General features: G+C 70.3%; 21 protein-coding genes and 2 pseudogenes. 12 read left to right on the top strand and 11 right to left on the bottom strand.

The window, feature by feature from the left end; translation table 11 throughout:
• Positions 1-131: 131 nt before the first annotated feature.
• From ACIGXP_RS38635 to ACIGXP_RS38625, 3 genes are all read right to left on the bottom strand, one after another.
• Positions 132-560, bottom strand: coding sequence for a hypothetical protein (locus tag ACIGXP_RS38635; RefSeq protein ID WP_399776487.1), 429 nt, complete (start codon positions 558-560; stop codon positions 132-134).
• Positions 561-635: 75 nt separating this feature from the next.
• Positions 636-1,682: a DUF5937 family protein gene (locus ACIGXP_RS38630; protein WP_399776484.1), complete on the bottom strand. Its 1,047-nt coding sequence runs from the start codon at positions 1,680-1,682 to the stop codon at positions 636-638.
• 27 nt (positions 1,683-1,709) lie between these two features.
• Positions 1,710-2,918: an amidohydrolase gene (locus ACIGXP_RS38625; RefSeq protein WP_399776481.1), complete on the bottom strand. Its 1,209-nt coding sequence runs from the start codon at positions 2,916-2,918 to the stop codon at positions 1,710-1,712.
• 233 nt (positions 2,919-3,151) lie between these two features.
• Here ACIGXP_RS38625 and ACIGXP_RS38620 point away from each other — a divergent pair, with 233 nt between their 5' ends.
• The 4 genes from ACIGXP_RS38620 (at position 3,152) to ACIGXP_RS38605 (ending at position 6,024) form a co-directional block, all read left to right on the top strand.
• On the top strand, positions 3,152-3,673 hold the full coding sequence (locus ACIGXP_RS38620) for a hypothetical protein (protein ID WP_399776478.1): 522 nt from the start codon (positions 3,152-3,154) through the stop codon (positions 3,671-3,673).
• A gap of 870 nt (positions 3,674-4,543) precedes the next feature.
• Positions 4,544-4,777 carry a hypothetical protein gene (locus tag ACIGXP_RS38615; protein ID WP_363220118.1) on the top strand — a complete coding sequence of 78 codons (234 nt, stop codon included), beginning with the start codon at positions 4,544-4,546 and terminating at the stop codon, positions 4,775-4,777.
• Positions 4,777-5,049 carry a hypothetical protein gene (locus ACIGXP_RS38610; protein WP_399776475.1) on the top strand — a complete coding sequence of 91 codons (273 nt, stop codon included), beginning with the start codon at positions 4,777-4,779 and terminating at the stop codon, positions 5,047-5,049. The genes ACIGXP_RS38615 and ACIGXP_RS38610 overlap by 1 nt, the downstream gene beginning before the upstream one ends.
• Positions 5,050-5,454: 405 nt before the next feature.
• A complete protein-coding gene (locus ACIGXP_RS38605; protein ID WP_392321723.1) occupies positions 5,455-6,024 on the top strand; it encodes a DUF4232 domain-containing protein in 570 nt (189 codons plus the stop codon).
• Between the two features lie 288 nt (positions 6,025-6,312).
• Here ACIGXP_RS38605 and ACIGXP_RS38600 read toward each other — a convergent pair whose 3' ends face one another.
• Complete coding sequence (locus ACIGXP_RS38600) at positions 6,313-6,483, bottom strand: twin-arginine translocation signal domain-containing protein (RefSeq protein WP_399776471.1); 171 nt, start codon at positions 6,481-6,483, stop codon at positions 6,313-6,315.
• Between the two features lie 494 nt (positions 6,484-6,977).
• Positions 6,978-7,376: a hypothetical protein gene (locus ACIGXP_RS38595; RefSeq protein WP_399776469.1), complete on the bottom strand. Its 399-nt coding sequence runs from the start codon at positions 7,374-7,376 to the stop codon at positions 6,978-6,980.
• A 57-nt stretch (positions 7,377-7,433) separates the two neighbouring features.
• Here ACIGXP_RS38595 and tap point away from each other — a divergent pair, with 57 nt between their 5' ends.
• The 3 genes from tap (at position 7,434) to ACIGXP_RS38580 (ending at position 11,361) form a co-directional block, all read left to right on the top strand.
• A complete protein-coding gene (gene tap / locus ACIGXP_RS38590) occupies positions 7,434-9,671 on the top strand; it encodes a telomere-associated protein Tap (protein ID WP_399776466.1) in 2,238 nt (745 codons plus the stop codon).
• A gap of 10 nt (positions 9,672-9,681) precedes the next feature.
• Complete coding sequence (gene tpg, locus ACIGXP_RS38585; RefSeq protein ID WP_399776463.1) at positions 9,682-10,239, top strand: telomere-protecting terminal protein Tpg; 558 nt, start codon at positions 9,682-9,684, stop codon at positions 10,237-10,239.
• A 648-nt stretch (positions 10,240-10,887) separates the two neighbouring features.
• Positions 10,888-11,361 (top strand): DUF6082 family protein, encoded by a 474-nt coding sequence (locus ACIGXP_RS38580; RefSeq protein WP_399776460.1) that lies wholly within the window; start codon positions 10,888-10,890, stop codon positions 11,359-11,361.
• On the opposite strand, the gene ACIGXP_RS38575 is transcribed toward ACIGXP_RS38580, so the two are convergent.
• Positions 11,299-11,826, bottom strand: coding sequence for a hypothetical protein (locus tag ACIGXP_RS38575; RefSeq protein WP_399776457.1), 528 nt, complete (start codon positions 11,824-11,826; stop codon positions 11,299-11,301). The genes ACIGXP_RS38580 and ACIGXP_RS38575 overlap by 63 nt on opposite strands.
• A gap of 207 nt (positions 11,827-12,033) precedes the next feature.
• On the opposite strand from ACIGXP_RS38575, the gene ACIGXP_RS38570 reads away from it, so the two are divergent.
• From ACIGXP_RS38570 to ACIGXP_RS38560, 3 genes and pseudogenes are all read left to right on the top strand, one after another.
• Positions 12,034-12,243 (top strand): hypothetical protein, encoded by a 210-nt coding sequence (locus ACIGXP_RS38570; protein ID WP_399776454.1) that lies wholly within the window; start codon positions 12,034-12,036, stop codon positions 12,241-12,243.
• Positions 12,233-12,490 (top strand): hypothetical protein, encoded by a 258-nt coding sequence (locus ACIGXP_RS38565; protein WP_399776451.1) that lies wholly within the window; start codon positions 12,233-12,235, stop codon positions 12,488-12,490. The genes ACIGXP_RS38570 and ACIGXP_RS38565 overlap by 11 nt, the downstream gene beginning before the upstream one ends.
• A gap of 166 nt (positions 12,491-12,656) precedes the next feature.
• A pseudogene (locus ACIGXP_RS38560) lies at positions 12,657-13,459 on the top strand (IS5 family transposase); the annotation flags it as partial.
• 21 nt (positions 13,460-13,480) lie between these two features.
• On the opposite strand, the gene ACIGXP_RS38555 reads toward ACIGXP_RS38560, so the two are convergent.
• Positions 13,481-13,771 (bottom strand): hypothetical protein, encoded by a 291-nt coding sequence (locus tag ACIGXP_RS38555; RefSeq protein ID WP_399776553.1) that lies wholly within the window; start codon positions 13,769-13,771, stop codon positions 13,481-13,483.
• A gap of 547 nt (positions 13,772-14,318) precedes the next feature.
• On the opposite strand from ACIGXP_RS38555, the pseudogene ACIGXP_RS38550 reads away from it, so the two are divergent.
• A pseudogene (locus ACIGXP_RS38550) lies at positions 14,319-14,661 on the top strand (erythromycin esterase); the annotation flags it as partial.
• Positions 14,662-15,054: 393 nt separating this feature from the next.
• Here the strand turns inward: ACIGXP_RS38550 and ACIGXP_RS38545 are convergent.
• From ACIGXP_RS38545 to ACIGXP_RS38530, 4 genes are all read right to left on the bottom strand, one after another.
• Positions 15,055-16,566, bottom strand: a complete 1,512-nt coding sequence (locus ACIGXP_RS38545) for a CATRA conflict system CASPASE/TPR repeat-associated protein (RefSeq protein WP_399776448.1) — start codon at positions 16,564-16,566, stop codon at positions 15,055-15,057.
• Positions 16,553-16,906, bottom strand: a complete 354-nt coding sequence (locus tag ACIGXP_RS38540) for a CATRA system-associated protein (protein ID WP_399776445.1) — start codon at positions 16,904-16,906, stop codon at positions 16,553-16,555. The genes ACIGXP_RS38545 and ACIGXP_RS38540 overlap by 14 nt, the downstream gene beginning before the upstream one ends.
• A gap of 62 nt (positions 16,907-16,968) precedes the next feature.
• Positions 16,969-19,800: a CHAT domain-containing protein gene (locus tag ACIGXP_RS38535; RefSeq protein ID WP_399776442.1), complete on the bottom strand. Its 2,832-nt coding sequence runs from the start codon at positions 19,798-19,800 to the stop codon at positions 16,969-16,971.
• Positions 19,797-21,533: a tetratricopeptide repeat protein gene (locus ACIGXP_RS38530; RefSeq protein WP_399776439.1), complete on the bottom strand. Its 1,737-nt coding sequence runs from the start codon at positions 21,531-21,533 to the stop codon at positions 19,797-19,799. Before ACIGXP_RS38530 ends, ACIGXP_RS38535 begins: the two co-directional genes overlap by 4 nt.
• Before the next feature lie 731 nt (positions 21,534-22,264).
• Between ACIGXP_RS38530 and ACIGXP_RS38525 the strand changes: the two genes are divergently transcribed.
• Positions 22,265-22,453, top strand: coding sequence for a hypothetical protein (locus ACIGXP_RS38525; RefSeq protein ID WP_399776436.1), 189 nt, complete (start codon positions 22,265-22,267; stop codon positions 22,451-22,453).
• Positions 22,454-22,682 lie beyond the last annotated feature (229 nt).

Raw genomic sequence — 22,682 nt, 5'->3', positions numbered from 1 at the left:
CCACGTCGGAGGTCCTCTCCCGTGGCCGGTCGGCCTCCACCGGGTCTGCATGGCTCGCCTCGTGGGCTGGACTCAGCCCGACGGTGCGCAGGTCGAACCGCACCTTGCGCTTTGGGCGCATCTCCAGACGATCACGCCTCATCGATGTCGTTCGGCCAGGCGGACCCCACGTCCACGTGGCCGAGCTCCACGCGTATCCCGGGGAGCGCCCGCGGGGCGGGGCTCGGGGAGAGCAGGGCGGTGAGGGACCGGCAAAGCCCGTTCTCGTCGCCTTCAGGATGCTTCGCGTGCAGGTGGTGAGGCCGGGGGTCCTGGACGAGGACCCAGCTCGGGTCCCAGCCGCCGGTGCGACGGCCCCGTACGACCGCGACGGGGTCCACGACCGTGCAGTGGTAGGTCACCCGGACGGGGAAACGCACCGCGGAGTCGGATGTGCGCAGGTGCCATGTCGCGAACAGCCGCACGTCGGGGCGGACGTCGACCAGGGTCACGGCGGTGGCCCGCGCCGTGTCGACGGCCCCCGTCCGGTGTTCCCCGTCGATCTCGTGCACGAACGCCACGCGCTCCACCGCAGCCGGGGCCGCAGTTCGCGGTGGCGGAGGATCGGGTACCGGGTCGTCACGCCGCCGCCTCCTTCAGTACTGCAGGGCCGTGGCCACGTCCCCGCCGATGCGCTTGACCGCCGCGAGGTCGAGACCGTAGTGGACGTAGCGGCCGTTGCGTTCCACGCGCACGAGCCCCAGGTCGCGCAGGGTGCGAAGGTGACGGGAGACCTGGGGGCGAGTCATCGACAGCCGGTCCGCGAGGTCGGCCGTGGTCATCGCCTGGCGGGCGATGAGCCGGCACAGCCGGACCCGGCGAGGATCGGTGAGCGCCAGCATGCGACTGCGGGCCAGGGTGACCCCGATCTCCGGGGCGTGCACCGGGAAGTGGACGACTGGTGGGAGCCCCGGTTCGTCCTTCACCAGCAGGTGCGGGGCGCCGTATCGGGTGGGGATGAGCAGGATCGGCGTACGGGCCGGGCTGATCACCGCGTGGTGCACCTTGTCGAAGACAACCCGCGACGGACCGGCCGGCCGCGCGCTGGACGGGCTGAGCGAGAGCAGGGCCGCCTCCGGTCCCTCGTCCGCGAGCCGCTGCCGCACGAGGTGCGCGGCACGGGCGAGCGCGGGCTCGGTCGTCGCCCACAGCTCGGCGAAGAAGACGCCGCGGCACAGGTCGAGGAAGGCGAGGATGTCGGTGCGCAGTTGCTCCGGGTCGCGCAGCAGGTCTTCGGCGAGGGCCGGGTGCGGTTCCAGCAGACCGGAGGCCGCCCGGCGCAGCGCGGCGGCCTGTGCCGGGTCGTGGAGCAGGCGGCTGAAGTCGAAGCCGCGGTAGCCGCTGGCACAGGTGTGGGCGGTGAGTTCGGCGAACCGGTCCGTCGTCAGTTCCGGCAAGGGCGCGTTCAGCCCCGGGTAGAACCCCCGCCAACGCAGCGCCGTCCACAGCGGGGAGAAGCGACGCAGGCCGGCTCGGAACGCGGGCGGGGCGTCGCGGGTGGTCTCCTCGGCCCAGGGCGCGTGTTCGGTGTGGTGGGCGTGTTCTGTCAGGACGTGCAGGCTCGCTGCCAGTTCCGCGAGCGGCGACACGGTGACGGTGAAGCGGTCGGGGGCGGCCCCTTCCAGGACGATCACGACCGGCATGACGAGAAGTGTAGGATCGCGGGCTGCTCACGTCAGCACCTCGGCTCCCGCAGCGATCTGTGCGAACTCCGCTCGCACGGCCGTCAACAGCTTCTCGTCCGTGAGCAGTTCGGCGACCACGCGAGCCAGACCGGTCGCCGCGATCTCGGTGCGGTCGTGGGCGAGCGAGGTCGCCGCCGCCTCGCGCATCGCCTCGGAGTGGGCGGGCGTACCCGGCTCGGCGATCCGGATGTACGGGTGGATCACCGGCAGAAGCTGCGAGAGGTTGCCGATGTCGGAGGAACCGGCGGGGCTGTCCGGACCGGCGGGCGCGATGTCCAGGCCCAGTGCGCGCACGGCTTGCCCGAACCGTTCGGCGAGCACGGTGCTGTCGCGGCGCTCCGCGTAGAGCGGTCCGGTCTCCGACACCTCGGCCGCGGTTCCGGTGGCCAGCGCCGCTCCCTCCGCGGCCGCGCGAACCCGCTCGACCAGGGCCCCGGCCGATACGGCCGTACGGTCCCGTACGTACAACTCCACGGCGGCGTGGGCGGGAACGACGTTCGGGGCTTGCCCGCCGTCCGTGACGACGCCGTGCAGGCGTGCTGCCGGCGGGACGAACTGCCGCAGCGCGTCGAGGGCGGTGAGGAACAACTGGGCAGCGGCCAGTGCGCTGCGGCCCTCCCACGGTGACTTCGCGGCGTGCGCGCTGACGCCCGTGAAGGTGACGCGCAGGTGCGCCGCGGCCAGCGAGTGCTGGGTGGTGACCGAGCGGTCGGCCGGGTGGAACATCATCGCCGCGTCCACGCCCTCGAACACCCCGGCCTCGGCCAGCCGGATCTTGCCGGCGCCGCCCATCTCCTCGCCGGGCGTGCCGATGACGGCGACCGTTCCTGGGTGCGCCGGCAAGGCCCGTACGACGGCGATCGCGGCCGCGGCGCACCCGGCTGCGATGAGGTTGTGCCCACAGCCGTGCCCGACGCCGGGCAGCGCGTCGTACTCCGCCAGGACGGCGACGTACGGGCCGGGTCGGCTGCCCTCGTGCACGGCCACGAACGCGGTGTCCATCCCGCCCACCGCCTCCGTCACGGTGAAGCCGGCTTCCGTGAGCCAGCGAGTCAGCGTCTCCTGGGCGTGGAACTCGGAGAACTTCAGCTCCGGCCGCGCGTGGATCGCCAGGCTGACCGCCTCCATGCGGGGACGCAGCGCGGCGAGTTCAGCGGCCAGGGCCTCCAGCGGGGGCGGCGCGATGGTGGGCATGGGGGCCTCCGTCGTACGGGTCGAGCACCGTGACGTACGGAACGAGCTGTCACGGTGTGCGTCGAGACTGCGGCAGCCGTCGCGTCGTCGGCCCGCGATTACCGCGCCGGAGGTAACCCAGGCGGACCGCGCGCTCCGGACGGACAGAATGCCTCCGTGACGAAGTGATTTCAGGGGCGTCGGCCCGGGTCCTGCCGTTTGACTCGGGACGCCGGATGTTGTGGAGGGGGAGCATGGGCTCGGACGAGGGACGACAGACCTCCGTGCGGGATCGCGCGGAGGCACTGGGTCTCGGCGAGGAGCGAGGAAGTTATGCCGTCGCAGGGCTGTGGGGTGCCCTCGCACAGCTCGCACGGCGGTTGCTTGCAGGGGTGTTCGTCGTCTTGCTGGTCTGTCTGGTCGTCGTCTCGCCGGGATTCCAGAAGGGCGTCATCACGATGGGAGCCCTGATGCTCTCACTGTTCGGTCTCACCCTGGCCTGGCGCGGTCTCAGCGCCAGGTTCGGGCTGCGCAGGTGCTACCTCTACACGCGCGGTCTGGTGGTCACCGGCACCTTCGGCCGAGTGCGCCATGCGGTGGCATGGAGCGAGGTGACCGAGCTGAAGTGGATGGCCAACCCGACGCTCTTCCTGGCTTTCCACCGATTCGAGATCGAACGGCGCGGTGCCGGGCGCGTGGCGTTCCTGGCCCTCGGCATCAAGCCCCGACTGGTGGAGGCCCTGCAGACGCAGGCGGCAGCGAATGGTGTCCGCTGAGAGCGGACGGCGAAGCCGACGGCCCTTGCTCAGGAGCGTTGGGCATACGTCGCTGCCGTGGAAGCCCGAGTAACCTCAACGCCGAGCGTGGCGGTGGGCCTCCCCCCCGGGCGGCGGTGGCGTGCTGGGTGCGGTACGCCTCGCGGGGCCGCTGTTGTGGAGCCGTGCCGTGTCGGACGTGTGCGCCACGCCTGATGAGCAGTGGGCGCGGATCGAGCCGTTACTCCCGGACCGGACGCCGATAGGCATCGCCACCCGCTACGAGAAGACAGCCGCCATCTACTTGGCCGGACTGTACATCGCAGGCATCTTCCTCTGTTCCGCCCGATGATCCAAACGAAACCGCCCAGCTGGAGGTGCAGCCCGTGACGATCACGGAAGGTGACTGTCACGCTGTCACGCCCAGGGGTGTCACGCACCCCCGTCCGGCTGTCACGACCGGGTGTCACGCGGTCGATTTGGCCCGGAACCACGGGCCCGGACCCCCATCCCGGGCCTCTTTCGCCTGATCAGCGTGACACGGCTCGCGCCCGGTTACCGTCCGCTCCTGAACAGTCCGGCCGGGCAGAGCCGACCTGTGTCATCAACCCCGGCTTCCCCCAGTGGACATGCCTATCTGTGTCACTGATCAGCTGATCAGTGTCATCGCCGACCGGGACCTGGGTGGCCCAGCAACCGCCCACAACCTGGGTCCCTGGGTCCCGAGACCGGTGTTTTCCCTGGTAGACACGAACGGGCCCCGTACCCGGGTCGACCCGGGTCCCTGGGTCCCACCCGCCCGCCCAGGCCGGTTCGTCCGGAGTGGTCCCCAGCAGCGAGTGCGGCCGATACCGTTGGAGAGACGCCAGTTCCGCCCTTACGGAGCCCTCGATGAGCGAACAGCCGGCACCCGCCGACCACGCCCGGCAGCAGCTGGACCCCGCGGCCGCCGACGCGGTCCGCGCCTACGCGGCCAAGACCCGCGAGAACGCCGACCAGCTCGCCGCCGTCCTGGAGGACATCGCCACCAACGGCCTGCCGTCGGTGGAGGACTGCACGCCGTGGGAGGAGCTGCGCGAGGCCCACGTCGCCCGGCTCGCCTCGCAGCGCCCGGCCGTCGCCTGATGGCCCCGCAGCACGGCCCGCGCCGCGCCCGGATCGCCTTCTCCGGCTCCGCCGCCAAGCAGCTGGAGAACATCACCAGCGAGACGGAGATCCACGCCCTGGACCGCGCCCTGGTCGTCGTCTCCGTGGACCCCGACGTCGGCGAGTCGATCCCCGGCGACACCGCCGGCCCCCAGCTGCGCCAGTACACCGACGAGATCGAGTCCGTGCGCGTCCTGTACTTCGTCACCGCACTGCGCACCGTCGTGGTCGTCGCCTACATCGAGGTCTAGCCCGACCAGGCCGGTGCGCCGCAGCGGCCTGGCACCCATCACCGCGCGTCGGCCGCCCCGGACCGCACTGTCCCGTGCCACTGGATCCTGACCGTTTGCCATCGGACTTTGACGGACACGAGTTTGTGTCATCGGAGTTTGATCACCGCAGGTCAGCGACTCAGCGCACCTTCGGTGCGCGCCGGGGGCGTGGTAAAATCCGTGGCGCGCTGGAGGTGCTTCTGTCTGCCCTGACGGCCATCTGCACGGGTGCAGCCTGTTGTCACCGTTCCGTCACAAGAGTCGCCGCACGGAACCCTGCCGCTCTCCCGCCCTGTCTGCACTCACGTACCACGACCACGCGTACCGCGGGGCAACAACCGACGACCGAAACCCGCGGACGAGACGACTCAGGGGGACGACAGCATGCGTCACAGCAACGGCATTCGCAGGGCGGCTCTGGCAACGACGGCGGTCACGGCCGTCGCGGCGGCGGTGACCGGCATCCTGCCCGGCACCGCCATGGCGGCGAGCACCACCACCTCCACCCCGCCGCCCGCCTGCCCGGCCTCCGCCCTCCAGGTCAGCGCCTGGCAGGCCGTCCACCGGCCCGTCGGGACCGGGACCGGGGCGGCGGTCGTGCAGTTCACCAACGTCTCCCGGAAGACGTGCGTCCTGAAGGGCCATCCGACGGTCGCGGGCGCCGGCAACGGCTCCCCCGCCCACAACACCCCGCTCAAGGTCACCCCCACCGGCAGGGCGGCCACCGTGACGGTCCGGCCGCACGGCAAGGCGTGGGTGAAGCTGACCTTCGTCCAGGTCCAAGGGGAGGCCGACGGCTACTGCGTGTCGGGCAAGGACCCGGTGACGTATCCGACGATGGTCATCGGGCTGCCGCACTCCGGGAAGCACCAGGTCGCCCTGAACGACGGGGTGTGGGCCGAGTGCGACAACAAGGTGACGGTCACCCCGGTCTCGGCGGTCAAGCCTTCCTGACCCCACCGTCCCCACAAATCGAGCAGCCTGCATGACGATCGCAAGGCTCTGACCTAGATGTTTGCGAGGAACTGGACATGAGTGCAGGTCAGCGACTCAACGCACCGAAGGTGCGCTGAGTCGCTGACCTGCGGTGATCAAACTCCGATGACAGCCCGCGGCGTGAGCCGGCCAGACGGCGGGTCATGAGCAGGACCATCGACCAGTGGACCATCTCGACGCGGTCGCCGTATGTGCAGCCGTCCAGGGCCTGGCGCAGCCGGGCGATGTAGGCGGTGGAGACGGAGATCAGCGGCCCCCGCCGATGGAGAAGAAGTGGGCGTCCATGCGGTCGACGCGCCGGTGGACGCGCTCGACGTCGCTCATGGACAGGCGCCCGCTGGAGGGGGTGTCGTCGATGCCCAGGGCGACGGCGACGGTGCCGGCGGCGGACGCGGTGACGAACCTGCGACGGTGCACGGGTCCCCCCTCCTGCTGTGTCGGCCGCGGAGGGCGGGGGAAGTTGGCGCCGGCCTTGCCACGCGGCACGAACCCCAGCGCCTGGGCCGGACGATCGAAGATCCGTTCCAGTGGCAGAAGGTACGTCCTCCACGGCCACCGAACCTCGCCTGAGATCCATCTCGGACGTGCCTGTCGCTGCAGTCGCCGGGCTTGCCGAAGATGGCTTCGGCCTCGCGGTTCACCTCCTCGGCGAGCGCCTGGTGGGTGTAGTCGTACTCGTCGAGCAGCGCTTCCGGGATGGTGTTGCGCTGTCTGTCCATCGGGCCCCCACGGTGCTGTGCGTGCGCGAGACGGTAGTGCGACGGCACCCCGCGCGTAGGCAAAACCGGCTTCGGAGACCGATCGAACAGTCATCAGCGGTAACGGTCATTCCGTTTACCGGGCGAGACGACCTGGCAGCCGCCCTGAGGTCGGCAAGGACAGCGGCAGGTGGTTGTGCGCCGGTTCCCGGATTACTCCAGGTCGTCCCATGCCCATGGAGGGGCGGTACTCCCGTCGGGCTCACGCCCGAACCGGAAGCGCATCGGATCGCCTCCAGACCTGATCCATTGATCGAAGCACCCCGCGGCAGGAAGTCGGTCCAGCAGGCCGGCAGCCTGCTCGTCCGCTCCCGCCTCCCGCAGCCGGTCCAGCAGCCAGATGACCGCGTGTGGGCTGTCGAGAGACACACGGGCGGCGGGGTTTCGGTCCAGCAGGGCGGCAGTCTCCTTGTCCGCTCCCGCCCTCCGCAGCCGGCCCAGCAGCCAGGCGACCGTGTGCGGGTCGTCGAGTGACATCCGGGCTGCGGCCCGGTCCAGCAGGGCGGCAGTCTGCTCGTCCGCTCCGTGAGAAATCCATGAGCGTTTCAGCAAGTAATAGACACGAAAAGCAGCGGGCGATTCGCTAGGGTAAGGGGCGGAGGTGAGCGCGTGCCAACTGAGAACGAGCTGTTCAGCGCTGTCGATGCGCTACTGGAACAGGTCTCCCACGATGACCTGCCGCCGCCTGCCGAGCGCAGGCGTCTGCGTGAGGCCGCCGGGCTGACCCAGGCCCAGATCGCGACCGCTTTGGAGACGCGCCGCGAGACCGTAGCCAACTGGGAGCTGGGCAAGACCGAACCGCGGCCGCCACAGCGCGCTGCCTACGCCCGGCTCCTGGAGAAGCTCGCCGAACGCTTCCCCAGTACCGCCCCAGAGCCGGATATGCCACAGGCGTTCGCCGGGCAGCCCACGGCGCCGGAAGCGCAGCCCTCGCCCACGGGGCAAATCCGTGAGCCTGCTGCGGCGCCAACCCCCCAAGAGCCGCCGTCCGGTTCCTCCGTCATTCCTGCCCCGGCCACCGTCCAGCGACCTCCAGTACCCGCCGCTCGGCCCTCGTCGACGTCGCGCCGCCCGGGCACGAAGAAGGCGGCTGCGGCCTCCAACCCGGCGCGCGGCACCGATCCGCGCTTTGAGAACGGACCCCTCGCGGTTGTCGACGTCGAAGACGGCCAGGTGCTGGCGTACTGCCCCGGCGGCCTGATCCTGGACGTGCCCGCCAAGTCCCTCCCGGCCTTGGTGGACTGGACGCTGCGCGAGGCGAAGCTTGGGCAGCCGAAGCTGTCCGGCCCGGGCAAGGACGCCGACCCGCTGCTGGTCCTCACCGAGGCCGCGCTGGAGCGCTACGGCCTGCCGGTCGCCCTCACGGATGAGGAGCGGCTCGCCGGACGGATCCCGGAGGGCCACAAGGTCATCAAACAGCTGACGCGCGCCGACTGGAAGCTGACGAAGCGCGGGTTCGGGCCGTGGGCGCGGATCTACCGCCCTGCCCAAGGCTCGGAGCGGGCCTGCGTCCAGCTCTGCATCCCGTCCTGGCACGCGCTCGACTCCCGCCACTGGGGCCATGCCGCTCAGCTTCCTCCGGCGGAGCTCGCCCGGCTCCTGGGCATGTACGCGTCCCGGGTGATGACACCGCGCGGCTCCACCGCCGTCACCGGCCTGGAGCTGATGACCGCGCTGCACCCGCCGACCCGCGCTTCCGAGCCCGACGCCGACGGCCGGCGGCACTCCGAGCACAACCCCGGCAGTCTGGGGAAGGACCCGGTGGACTGTGCGCCGTGCGAGGCCCCGGATGGGCACCCACTGCTGAAAGACCTGCCGCGTTTCCACGTCCGCGGCCCCGGCGAGAAGCTCTTCGAGGAGGCGTACGACTGGGCGCGCCCGCTCACCGACGCGGAATGCACCAAGCGTTTCCTGGTCGGCATCGACGTCAACATGGCCTTCGCCGCCGGCGCCAACGGGGCGGCCGTGGGCCTCGGAGCGCCCACGCACGTCACGGCGCCGGTGTTCGACCCGAAACTGCCCGGCTCATGGCTGGTCGACCTCTCCCACGTCGACCTGTCCCGTGTGAAAGCCGGCAAGGAGTGGGTGGAGCTGGACGGTGAGCTGCTGCCCAGCCCGTTCACGCCGACAGGCGACCGTCCTGAGGGGCCGGCCTGGTACGCCACGCCGACGGTCGCCTACGCCGTCGAACTCGGCTACGAGGTGCGCCCAATCGAGGCGTATGTCCGCTACGACAACGGCCGCTACCTGGACTCCTGGTACAACCGGCTGCGCGACGCCTACGTCGCCACGATGGCCGACCTGGGCGTACCCGCCGACCTCTCGCCACAGGAGTTCCTTGAGGCGATGGACGGATACAAAGAGCGGGACCCGGAGCTCGCGATCGTGGTGGCCGCGGTCAAGGCGACCGTGAAGGGCGGCATCGGTAAGCTGCGTGAACGCCCACGCGGTGAGGGCTGGAAGCCGGGCGAGCCATGGCGTGCTCTGTCCCGGCCGACCTGGCGACCGGACATCCGCGCGGCCGTGATCTCCCGGACCCGGGTCAACATGCACCGCAAGATCGTCAAACACGCGGCGTTCACCGGCCAGTACCCGGTCGCGATCCTCTCCGACTGCGCCGTGTACGCAGCAGACGGCCCCTCGCCAATGGACTTCCTGCCCTACCGGGACGGCAAGCCACTCCCGGGCGGTTGGCGACTCGGCGTGAGCCCCGGCATGGTCAAGCACGAGGGCACCCAGACCGTGCTGTGGGGCGAAGGCGTCCGTGAGCAGTTCCAGGCGCCCCAGCTCAACCTCGCCCGGTACATCAAGACCGGCGAGGTCACCAACGAGGACGACGGGGAGTAGGTAGACCGCGATGAGCATGTTCGGGGACGGCCTGGACAAAGCGGTGCAGCGCGCGTTCACGCGTCCGATCCCCAAGTCGGCTGGCGCGCAGATGCGGTACCTGGTCAAGCAGCTCAAGGGCACCCGGCCCGTTGCCCAGATGCTGCGGATCTCCCAACGTACCGTCGAGCGGTACGTCAAACACCAGATCAAAAAGCCCCGCCCGGACCTCGCCGCCCGCCTGGAGGCCGAAGTCCGCAAGCGATGGCAGCCGCAGGTTCGCGCCCGGGCCAGGCAGCGGGCGGCGACCACCGCCGGCATCGTCATCGACACCCGCGCCCGCATCGGCTACACCGCGCCGATCGGCTCAACCGACGATGCCCGCCTCAGGCACCTGACGGTGGCGCTGCCGCCGCAGTACGCCGCCCGCCTCTTCGACGCCCAGGAGCAGGGGGCCACCGACCAGCAGCTGCGGGAGATCGCGGCCGAAGCGCTCAAGGAGGTGTACTTCCAGGACAGCGGCCTGCGCGCAGGCCAGCTGGAGGAGGTGCGCTTCACGGACGTCGAGCAGGTCGAGTTCGACCTGTAGCAGGCGCGCGCCCCGAACAGCCGCGAGCCTCTGGACTACCGGTCCGGGGGCTCGCCCACGTCCCCGGAGCGCCTTTCGAGGCAGGCCCTTTCTCGGTCGTCTCCAGGTGGATCTGAGCGATGTCGGCGAGGCACCCGTCAGGCAGGGTCCCCAGTCCAGGCGGCCACGGCGCTCCAGCAGGTGCAGCGCAGCGCGGCACTCTCCTTGGCCTTGAGGAAGTAGCGCGGGTGGTCTCTTGCCCTTGACTCTTGCGTACATGGCCCGCTCTTCCGAGCTGATCACCGAGGGCAGCCTCCCCCCATGCGTTGATCACGCTGTGTACCGGTGGTCAGATCAGCTGTCCTGTGACAGCGAACCTTGAGCGTGGCCATCGAAGTTTGAGTGATGCCGTTCCAGCCACCGCCCCATTGATGGGCTGCCTGCCAGTTGCCACCATGTTGAGATTGGCCAGCGAATCACGGTGGGGGAAACGTGCTCAGTCTCCGGGGAAGGCCGTCTCAGAAGAGCCGGACACTCGTTGCCGCCTCCTGCGTCCTGTCCACCTTTGGGCTCATCCTCGGGACCCCTTTCATTCTGAACGTACTTGCCCCAGATGATCTGAACTGGGGTCAGCTGAGCAACGTCAGTCAGACCTACGGTGCGCTGTCCGTGCTCTTCTCTGCAGCTGCACTGGCCGGAGTGGCTGCCTCGCTGTGGTACCAGGCCCGACAGACGCAGATAGCCCAGGAAGCCGCGCGACGCGATGCCCATCGAGAGCTGATCATCCTGGCGCTCGGCGATCCTTCGCTCCTTGCGTGCTGGGAGCCGCCGCAGACGCCGATGACAGCCACCCGAAGGAAGCAGATCCTGTTCACCAACCTCATCGTCACCAACTGGGAGTCCGACTTCAGGCTCGGGAACTTGGGCGAGGCCGCGCTCCGGGACATGTTCGACGGCCACTTCCAAGGTGAGATCGCACGCGCGCACTGGGTGACCGGCGGCCCTGGATGGCGCGTCTCGGCCGAGTTTTCCGCCGACCCTAAGCGACGCCAGTTTGTCGAGATTGCCGACGAACGGTACTCACGTGCCGTCGCCGACGGCTCTCCGGTGGCTGCTGCTGAGTACTTTGAGCCTGCTCCTTAGCAAGCCCGGGCTGCTGGCACGTCGCTGCAGCTCGGGTCGGCCGATGGCGAGCCAATCGAGCTTCGGTTCGTGGTGGCTGGGGGAGACGGGCGTGTCCACCGGGTGCAGCCAGCGGACCGGCACGGTGAGCGTGTTGATCCGGGGGAGTTCGACGGGCTCGCCCTCGGCGTCCAGCAGTATCCCGGAGACCTGGTAGCCGTCTGCGGCTGGGAGGCCGGCCTCCTGCGCCTGGTCCTCGGTGAGCTCCACCGTGACCCGGGTGCTCACCTCAATCATCACCAGGCCCTGCGCGGTCCGGGCGGCGGTGTCCACGTCGACCACGGCCAGCGGGACATACGTGCCGAGCAGCCGCGTCAGCGGCCACCAGGAGTCGCCCATCGTCTCCGGCCGGTACCTACGCCACGGAAGCGCGAGGGGCACGTCGCAGCGGTACGTCTCGCCCACCGGGACGTCCTTGGTGCGCATGTCTCCAGGGTGCTCCCCTCCAGGCATTGGCCCCCCGGCGCGCGCCCCAGCTCCTGCTGGATCTACCTGGGTCTGCTGGGCCCTGGGTCCAGGTCGACGAGGCCGGGTTTCTGTCCGTACCGTCCCGGAACACCCGGCCCCGGCGCTACCGTAAGGACACACGCCAGCCACGCCCAGGAGCCTCGGACGAGTCAGCAGCCGGCCCCCGTGTCCGACCGCCAGCTCCTCGATGAGAACGCCGCCGCGTCGATCCGCGCCTACGCGGCCGAACAGCGCGCCCGGGTCGACGTCCTCGCCTCGGTGCTGGAGGACATCGCAGAGCACGGCTACCCGACCGCGGAGTCCGGCGTGCTGTGGGAGGAAGCCCGCGACGCCCACCTAGAGCGCCTCGCCGACGAGCAGCCCCGTGTCGCCTGAGCGCGCACCGCGCCGATCCCAGGTCGTCCTGGTGGAGCCCGCGCTGAACCAGCTGGCAAAGCTGACAGCAGCCGAGACCCACCGCCTGGACCGCGCGATCGTCGCGATCAGCGTCAACCCCGAGCTGGACACCCCGGTTCCCGACACCCTGCTGCGCAACTACGTGGACGACGTCGACGGAGTCCGCGTGATCTACTACGTAACCGCCCTTCGGCAGATCACCATCGTGGCCTGCGTTGAGGCGTAAGGCCTCCCGAGCAGACGCAGCAGCGCCCCGGACTCCACCTTCGTCCGGGGCGCTGCTGTGTCTGCTGCATGGGTCTTCGGGGGGCTGGGGTGCTGTTGCTGGTTGCTGGTTGCTGGAGAGCGATGACACTCGGGGACGGCGGCCGGGCGGCGCGAGGGTGGTGCGAAGAGGCGGGCGTTGGAAGAGTCATCGCGGGGTGGTCAAAGGCATCCCCTTCCGGCAGCGGACTGGTGTTCCGTGGCGTGATCTGCCGGCACGGTTCGGGAAGTGGAAAACTGTGCAGGACCGGCATCGTAGATGGTCGGCGGACGGTACATGGGAGAGGATCCTGCGAGCCGTCCAGGCCGATGCCGACGCTGAAGGCCGGATCGACTGGAGCATGGCCCGCGTGGATTCGACTTCTTGCCGAGCTCATCAGCACGCTGCGGGTGCCCGCACCACCGCGCCGCGTATCCCTGGACGACGCGGCCGGCCCGCTCAGCATCGGTCCGATGAGGCACTGGGCCACCCCGGGGCGGGTTGACCTGCAAGATCCATCTGGCTGGTTGGGGCGGCCGCCGTCCGCTCGCGTTCGTCTCACGCCGGGTCAGTGGGGGCGATGCCACACAGCTGATCCCTGTCCTCGACCGAATACGTGTCCCGCGGCCGGGTGGTGGCCATCCGCGTAAGCGGCCCGATCACCTGCTGGGCGACAAAGCCCACTCGTCCCGACGGAACCGTCGGTACTTACGGCGGCGGCAGATCAAGCACACCATTCCCGAGCGCAAGGACCAGCGGGCCAACCGCCAGCGCCGAGGCAGCACAGGATGCCGCCCCACCGGCTTCGACAAGACGCTCTACAAGCGCCGCAACGAAGTTGAGCGGACGATCAATGCGCCCAAGGGATTCCGCCGTAGCTACCCGGTTCGACAAGAGGGCGTACATCTTCCACGGCCCGTGGCTGTCGCTGCCATACGCCTTTGGCTTCGCTCGTGGCCCGGCGGACAGTGCCTAGGGCTGATCCTTGCGCAGTCCGCGGACAGCGCGGCGCTTGACCGCGCGGTCGATGGTGTACGCGATGGGCCAGAACACGACGATGGCCCAGACGAAGAAGAACACGCCCCGGACGACGAAGTCGGAAGCGTCCTGGAAGACACTGATGTTGTTCTTGATCGGCTCGTCCAGGATGAAACCGAGGACCGCTCCGAGGACGAGAAGGCCTGCGCTAACGCCGACCTTCACGGCCTCGGAGGGCTCTATCTCGCCGTCGGTGGTGTCCGGGGTCTTCCGGTTCTGGGTCATGGGTTCTCCTCGCCGCTGGACTGTGTGCGTGTAGCACGTGGCGCTAGTGGTGCAGACGTCACCCACCGCAACTTCGTTTGCTGTGACCGTCGATCACGTGGGTGCTGTTGACGGATTCGGGAATCGCGCGTGCGCCGCTGTTGGTGCGTAGGGGCCCTCTGATGGGTCTGGCACCTGACCCATCGGACAGGCCCTAAGGCCAGGGGTTGGCGTAGACGACAGCCACGGTGACGGCGAGGGTGGTGACCAGACGGATCTGGCCAGAGGGGCGGGGCTGGAATGTACGACCGTGTCGGAGGCCTTCCAGACCGATGGGCCGGTGCCCTCGGTGCAGACCGGGGCGGTGCTGGCGCGCGCGTTGAATCGGCCCCGGACTCCTATCTCTGACCCACGGTGCACAGTAGACGCGGGCCTCCCGCCTTCCCGTTTCCTTGTGCTCTGACATCTCGTTAGCCCGAATGGGTAGTCGTCAGAGGGGCGGGCGTAGGTGCGTCGGGACTGGTCCCCGGAGGATGTGGTGGCGTGCTGGACGCCGGTGGGAAGCAACAGAAGCAGGCTGCAGATGTGGCAGGTTCCGGTGGAGTGGTGGACCGCCGGCGCTCTGGCGAGCGCCCGGCTCGGCGGGGGGGGGGTACGGCTTCCTGGCCACGGCGCTCGGCACACTCCGGCACCAGGGCGTGGACACGCCGCCGCCGGACACCGTCGAAGGGCTCCTGTACACGCTCCCGGGAGGGCCACTGCTTCCCGACACCACGCGGCTGACCACCGCCCTCGGCGACACTCGGCCCGCACACCGGGTGTCCCCCTGGTTCGGCTACTCCCCGCTCGACCCGGCCCGGTTGACGGCCGGCGACGGCATCGTCTTCGTCAGGGACGTCCCACGGAGCTAGGCGGTTTGCTTCAGAGCAAGCCCGTTTGATGCCTCCGGTCGGTGGGCCAGGGCCCGGACCGGAACTGGGTGGTTATGGCTGACCCCGAGCTGCTCATAGGCGTCGCCGAAGGCGGGCGGACGGCTGTCGCGCAGGCCGAGCGCGGGTCTCGTCGGCCGGCTGTGGGATCACCGATCGGATCCCGCGCCGTCGCAGGTGACAGCGGATCGCCCGAGGCGAATACGCCTTGCCGATCGGGTCGATCACCCGCCGGTGCTCACGCCGCCGTCCTCTGCACTTCGGTGTCCGGTCCGGCAGCGGCGGCTCGATCCGCGCCCACTGGGTATCCGGCCGGCCCGGCACCCGCAGACCGGAGGAGCGGTCCTGGGCCGGGGGCCGGCCCTCGCCCGTCGGCTACGGGGTGGGGTTCCCGTACCCGGCCGTGTACCGCCGCATCGCCCACCACCCGAGAGCGAACCACACCGCCGCCACCGGCAGGGTCACCACGACGGGCGCGGGGCGGCCCGCCGCGAGGACGCTGCCCACGGCCGTGGCCAGCCAAGCCAGTGACGCTGTGACGAATCCCGTACACGCTCCGCCGAAATGCCGTTGCCAGCCCGGGCTTCCGGGCGCCAGCAGAGCGATGACCAGGGTGGAGAGCCACAGAGCGAGGGTACCCAGGAGGGCGATCAGGGCCGGGACGGCGGACTGCGGGAGGAACCGCAGCCGGTATCCGAATGCCTGGATCGCGGTGAGGACCATGAGGAACGCGCCGATCAACGCCGTCTGCAGCAGGTTGACCCGCTGTTGCCGCAGTTGCAGGGCCGCTTCCCGCCGCTGCAGCTCCTCCCTGCCCAGCTGGATCACTTCCTCGGCGCGGACGGTCAGGGCGGTCAGCAGGTCCCGGAGCCGCTCCCGGTCGAGTTCCAGGTAGGCGACGGCGTCCGCCAGCCGGTGCTGGAACCACTGGGTCACCGCGCGGTCGTCGGCGAGCGGACCGCCCGCGGGGGCGGAAGTCTCCATGTTCGACACCGCGATCTGCACCGTCTGCTGCATCTCGCGCAGGTCCATGAGCTGTTGGCTCAGCCCACCCGGGCCGGACAGGGCCGTGAGCAGGCGGTGCCGCGTGGACGTCAGCTCTCGGGCCTCCTCGGACACCGTGCGGGACGGACTCCCTGGCGTGGAGCCGCTCCCTACACGGGCCAGCGCCTCCTCGGCGAGGTCCGCCGTCCGGGGCGCGGGCGTGGCCGTCAGTACGCGCATCTGCAGGCGTGCCTTGGCCGCGTGGCCGAGGTATCGGGCGAACGGGGGGACGGTGGCGGCGCGCTCGTACCACAGCCAGCGTTCCAGCCGCTCCGGCAGGTCGCCGGTGCGCGGTGCCACCGCCACCAGGCGCCGCAACCGGCGGTCGTCGGCGCCGTCGGTCTCCCACAGCGTGGCCCGGGGGCCGTGCAGCCGGACGGCCGCGGACAGCACCGCCGTTCCCCCTGCGACGGACGGCAGTGCGGCCGCCAGCTCTCGAGGGGAGACCCGGCCACCGTCGGCGTACGCGACAAAGAGGCGGGCCTCCCCCCAGGCCCATTCCTCGACGCCCTGAGCCGCCGCTTCCCAGCGCCGTTCCATCTCCTGCCAGTCCGCGCCGGACAGGGCCACCGATACCACGAGGAGGTCGCCGCTGCGGCGCAGGACGGCCTGCGCATGGTCCCGGGGATCGCGGCGCGCGGCCACAGCTCCGTCGTCGGGCAGGCTGTCCGGCGAGGTGGGTATCCGCTCGGGCAGACAGGTCGCAAGCGCTGGTTCCGCCATGCCCAGGGTGTCGGCGAACCGGTCCCACAGGGCGCGCAGACCGGGCGGGACCATGCCGTCGCGTTCCGGTGTCACCGAGGTGTGGAGATGGACGACGAGCGACTGCTCATTCAGTGACATTCGGCGGAGTCCTTCCACGCGGCGCAACCGCCTCGGCTTCTTCGGACACGGCGTGCCGGATGCGGTCGAGGCGTTCGCGGATCCGCTCGGGCGGCTCGTCCGCGTCGTCACCGAGCCGGGTCCGGATGCGCAGGGTGTCCGCCAGCGCCAGTTCGGTCAGGGCGCTGTCGAGGTCCGCCGGGTCGTCGGCGGCCAGGGCCTGCGCCACCGCATCCAGGGCCGCTTCCAGCCGGTCCCAGCGGGACGGTGACACGCGCGCACCCGAGATGCCGCGGACGGCTTCGAGGACGTCCCGCCGCTGTTCCGGCGTGATACCGGTGGGGCCGTGAGAGCCGGGCATGTCCGTCGCTCCGTTCGTCGGGAGAGTGCGCGCCCCGGTAGGGCCACGGGAGGAAGTCGGGGTCACATCGACCGGTTCCGTCGGCCGGTGGTCGTCTGCCGCCCCCAACCGGGTGGCAGACCGAAGTAGGTGAACGGCGCCCAGAAGGCGGGGTGCCGGAAGGAACGGTGCTCGCGCAGGTGGGCGCGCGCCCGGGCGAGCGCTTCCAGCGGGTGAAGGCCGCCGTCGATGAGGCTTTCGTAGAAGGCCTGCATGAACAGGCTCGTCGGACGGTCACGCACCGGCCACCGGGTGGCCAGCACCGCGCAGGAGCCGCTCGCGAGGAACGCCCGTACGAATCCGATCATCTCGTCCGCGCCCTTGACCGAGCCCCACCCCGTCTCGCAGCCGCTCAGCACGGTGAGGCAGGAGTCGAGCCGGACCGGAAGCAGGTCCCGGACCTCCAGGTTTCCCGAGCCGTCCGGGCTTCCACCGGCCAGAACGATGCCGGAGAACGCCGGGGCGTCCTGCTGGAGGTCGGTGTGCGCGGCCAGGTGCAGCAGCCGTGCCGTGGGCGCCCACTGCGTGAACGCCGCCTTCGTCGCCGCTTCACCGATGAAGGCGGTGCCTCCGGCGAGGTGACGCACGTACCGGCGGAGCGCCGCCACGTCGTCCTCCGCGCCCGGCAGGGTCCCATCCGGGTTGGCCATGATCAGGGCGGGTTCGAAAGTGTCCGGCAGCCCGCGCAGGAACCGGGAGACAGACAGGGAGGGCAGGTACGACACCGCGTACCTCTCGAACACGTAGCCGTCCGCGCCCGCCAGTGCTTCCACGGGGAACTCGAACACCTCGGGAGTGGGTACGACGATCAGCTCGGTCGCTGCGGACAGCACTCCGGCGCGCTCGACGGGGTCCAGCAGGCGGGTGTGCAGGAGCCGGGAGAGCGAGGTGATCCGGTTCGTGTCCGGGCTGTCCCAGCACACGTCGGCCAGTTCGTGGTCGAGGGATGCGATGTCGGCGGCGTCACCGTGCCGGTGGACCGACAGTTCCCCGTGATGCCGGACCAGGCTGATCAGCTCCCCCCCGACGACCGCGTACTCGACGACGGCGACCCGCTCTCCCGCACGGGTGTCGAGGTCGGACTCGTCACCCGACTCGACCGAGGTGAAGGACCGGTAGGTCGGGAAGGACTGGGAGGCGAACGCCTCGTACTCATCGAACTCCTCCTTCGCCCGCTGCAGTTCCTGCCTCAGTAGCCGCAGCCGCTCGGGCTCGGTGTCCCCGGCGGAGCGATCGCTCTGCAGCAGCCGTTGCCGCATGCGGACCTGTCCGGCCAGGTCGGCGAGTCGGTCGCCGACCTCGGCGGGCAGGGCCGCGGCAGCCGTGGGCGTGGACCCCAGCCGGTCCACGAGGACCCGCACCCGGCTCCGTTCCAGTGCGGCGAACAGGCGTGACCGCCACAGGCGGGCGTCGGCCGCGCACCGGCTGCTCTCCGCCATGGCAAGGGCCAGTGACATCGCACCGGCGACACAGTCGCGGGTGGCTTCGCTCAGACCCAGCTGCACGGACTCGGCGAAGGTCAGCCGACGGACGGCCTCGTGCGCTGCCCACGACCGCTCGTAGTGCTCCCAGGCGGCGTCCGGTAGCCCGAGGCGGGCAGCAAGGTCCCCCATCTCCTCGTGGATGGTGGCGAGGATACTGGAATCGCCCATGGCGGAGCAGATGTCCGAGGCCATGCCCAGGAAGTGCAGCGCGTCCGACTGCTCCCCCTGCCTGTCCAGCACCTGCGCCAGGTACCGGAGGGCGACAGCCTGCCCCTGCCGGTCGCCCAGTTGGGCGTAGATGCCCCAGGCTTGTGTGATCAGTCCCCGTGCCTCCCGGGGCTCGGACGCGTAAGACAGGTTCAGCAAGGCCAGAGCCTTGTTCTCGCGGTCGTCGAGCTCCGTGGCGGAATCCAGCGCCCAGCCTAGATAGGTTACGGAGAGGGCCACCTGGCGGAGCTCCAAGTAACAGGTGGCGATGTTGTTGAGCAGCGTCACCTCCTGGTCGCGTCTGCCGACCTTCGCATGTTCCAAGAGCGCCTGGTGGTAGTGACGCAGGGCCAGTCGCGTCTGCCCGCTGCCGTTGCACACGTTGGCCCGGGCCAGCAGTGCGGCGGCCAGCACGTCCGGTGCCCCTCCCGCCCTCGCGAGCTCGATCGCGCGATCGGCGACCTGGGCCGCCTCGTCCCATCGACCGATGTTGTGCAACGCCGCGCTGAGACTCGCAGCGGTCAACGCCCGTGGCTCGGGCGGCACATCGTCGGACATCATCGCGTCGGCGGTCCGGAAGTCCGCGACCGCCGCATCGCTCCGACCGCTCCTTTCGCGCAGTATGCCGCACCAGCGGAACAACTCCGCGGTCTCCGGGCGGGTGGACCGGCCGGCTTGGGCGGTCTCGGTCAGCACCGCGATCGCTTCGTCGATCCGTCCCGACGACGCCAGGAGCCGCGCCATGCCGAGCGCCATCTGTGCCGTCGGTCCCTCGTCCGGGACGACTTCCCGCAGTCGGCGCAGAGCCTCCTCGCTCCTGCCCAGTGCCAGCGCGCAGGCGGTATAGCTGCTGACGATGTAATCGGCCACGGCGACCTCGGGGGCGTCGCGCATCAGGCCCAGGGCGTCGGCGAGCCGGTCGTAGGCCGGCTGCTCCTCCGCGAGCGTGCGTAAGGCCGCTCCCAGCAGGAAGGAGACGGTCGCGGCGTCGGCGACCTCCAGCGCCGTGCCCGACAGGGTGGACAGGGCGGCGACGACACGGTTCATCGCGGCCGGTTCGAGTCTGGCGTCTATCGCCTTCGCCGCGGCGCTCAACTTCACCGGCAGCGGAGTGTCGGCGGATTCCAGTACCGAGAGCAGAGTGGCGGTGTCCACGGCGGTCATCCCCCGCCTTCCGGGAAGTCGCCGCTGTGCGGCTGCGAGGCCCGCAGGTCACGACAGGCAGCCATGATGGCCTGTGCCTGTGCGTGGTCCGGGGATCGAGACAGGAGTTGGGCCGCGGTCCGTTCCGCCTCGCCCACGTCGCCCGTCGCCAGGTGAAAGGCGGCGACGGCCAGCAGGGTCGTCGGAGCCGTCGGCGCCAACTGCCGGGCACGCACGAGGCAGTCCCGGATGAGCGATCCGTCCGCGCCGTCTTCCGCGGCGTTGAGGGCTGCCAGGGCCAGATTGGCCCAGTGCAGTCCTTCGTCGGGGCTCAGTTCGACGGCCCTTCGGAGGCAGACGAGGGCGTCGTCCCGGTCCCCGGTCTGCTGAAGAGTGATTCCCAGGTCGTTCCAGGTTCTGCCGTCGTGGGGACGCAATGCCAGATAGCGCCGGTAGAGGCCCACCGCCGTGTCCAGTTCTCCCGCACCGCAGGCTGCATGGGCTCTGATCCACAGTGCGGCTGCGGAGGCCGGCTCCCTTGCCAGCACGAGGTCGGCGCAGGCGGCGGCGGTCGCCAGGTCACCGGCCCGCAACGCCAGATCGGCCCGCATGAGCGCGGTCTCGACGTCCGGTCGGCCCTGCCCCGCCCGGGCGAGGTACTCCTCCGCCTCCGCCGGGCACCCCAGCTCACTTGCGGCGAGCGCACGCATCAGCCACCACTCGGTGACCTGGGGCTGCACCTCGCACCCGGCCGCGGCCACGTGGGCCAGCGAGCCGAAGCGCCGGCCCGCGAGCGCCTCCGCCGCATGGCCGGCCAACGCGCGGGCGGCGTCGTCCACCTGCTCCGGCGGGAGCTTCCAGGTGCCGGCGCGCGCCCCCGTGCGCAGGAGCTCCTCCGCCTCCAGGTGCCGTCCCCGTCCGGCCAGCACTCGGGCCTTGTTCAGAAGCGCGGACGCACGCCCGGGGTCGAGTTCCAGGGCCCGGTCCATGGCCACCAGTGCCTCGTCGTCCCGGTCGGTCACGAGGAGGGCTGTGCCGCGTGCGGCATGGTACGCGGGGTTGTCCGGCTCCTCATGGCACAGCACGTCGAGCAACCCGATCGCCTCGTCGCCGTCGCCGGCGTGGATCAGGCACAGTGCACGGCTCAAACGGGCATTGCGGTTGTCCGGCAGGAGCCGTGCGACCTCCGCCCAGCACGTGGCTGCCTCGCGGTGGGCACCGCGGCCTCCGGCCGCAAGTGCCTTGCGCGTGAAGTCGTCGGCGCGTTCCCGCCGCCTGGACTCGTCCGGGCCGACGAGCGTGAAGATCTGCTCGCCCGACATGCGAGGGGGCAGGTAGAGGCTCGCCGTCCTCCTGGTGAACGTCCACATCATGCGTTCGAGGGCGTCTTCCGGAGGGGCGGGCAGAGACGCGACATGCTGGGCGAACTCCGTCCGGCAAACCTCCCACGTGCCGTCCGCCTGGAGTTCGACGAGCGTCTCGCGTACGAGTCCGCAGGAGTCCGCGATGCTGGTGAGCAGGCCGATGGCGTTGATCCGTGGCCGGCCGGAGCCGGTACGGCAGGCGTCGGCCAGGGTCTGCACGAACGTGCGCCGCCATGCCTCGGGAAGCGCCTCGTCCGCGAGGAAACCGGACGCCATCATGGCCAGGGTCGCCACCTCGTTCGTGACGTGGGGCGGCGTCGCGGCGAAGACGCGTGCGGCGATGTATTCGAGCGGGTCGACCTCGTACAGCTTCGGATCGTCCGTGCTCATTCCGGCCGGTTTCAACCGGCGACCTCCCAAAGGCACTACGAGCCCCCCGTCGGCTCCTGCCGGTCGGTCTCGTCGCGGCCGCGACCACGGACCTCCTGGCAGCACTCCCGAACACCCCTCAGGAACTCGACGCTACCCGGAGCGATTTCCGTACAAACAATGATCTCAGGGACGATCGGACAATCCTGGTGACGTGTCCGAGGCGGTCCCGGCGCCGTGGCTGAGGTCGTCCGGGTGGGTGGCGTTCTTGCTGATGTTGCGGGAGATCCGAGAGCAGAACCGGTCCACCGGTACGCCGTACACGGAGGCGATACGGGCGAACGGTCGCACCCGGGCTAACGGCCGGCAGTTGCCGCCGCAGCGCCGGCCGGAGCCTCTTGTGGAACTGCGCTTGGCCACCGTGCGAGCGGTCGCCACTTTTCGTCGCTTCCGCGGGCAGCAGGACTACCTCCTGTACGCCCAGGCCTTCATCCCCGACGACCTCCAGTGTGAGGCCGCCGTCTCCGACACCTTCGACATCCTCTGGCTGTCCTGGAACGACGCTCTGGCCGGCCCCGACACCCGCCGCTACGCCTGGACGGTACTGCGACGCACCGTCATGTCCAGCACCCCCCATATCGACGGCCGCCCCTGCTTCAGCCAGGCGGCCTTCAACACCGTCGCGCTCACCTACCTCACCGACGAGGAAGCACCATCGCCAACTGAGCGAGACCATCGCTCTGTTCCAGGTGATGAGCCGGCTGCCCGCCAACCAGTTCGACGTGATCGCCCTGCGCATCCTGTGGCGCATGCCCACCGAACGGGTCTCCGAAGTCCTGGGCCTGACGCCAACCATGGTGCGCTCCAGCCAGCGCAATGCCGAGCCCTACCTGAAGAGCACCCCCTACCCGCCCGAGACCGACGAAGGGACAACTCCATGACCCGCTTCGACGACCTGCTGTCCAGGGCCTGCCTCGTCAAGGAACGCAACGTTCCCCGCGACACCGTTCCTCCCTACGCTCCAGACGCTTCCACTGCCTCCACCTTCACCACCTCGCCCAGGGCGAGCAGGGCACCGCCCGGTGGTGGCACCAGCAGACCGACGACCTGGAACCACCACCCGAGCCCGCCCCCTGCAGGAAACATCCCGACCGCCGGCCGACAACCACA

The organism is Streptomyces sp. NPDC053069, assembly GCF_044546895.1.
Classification (GTDB): Bacteria; Actinomycetota; Actinomycetes; order Streptomycetales; family Streptomycetaceae; genus Streptomyces.
Note: the sequence above shows the minus strand (reverse complement) of the source record. Positions and strands in the feature narration are given on the sequence as shown.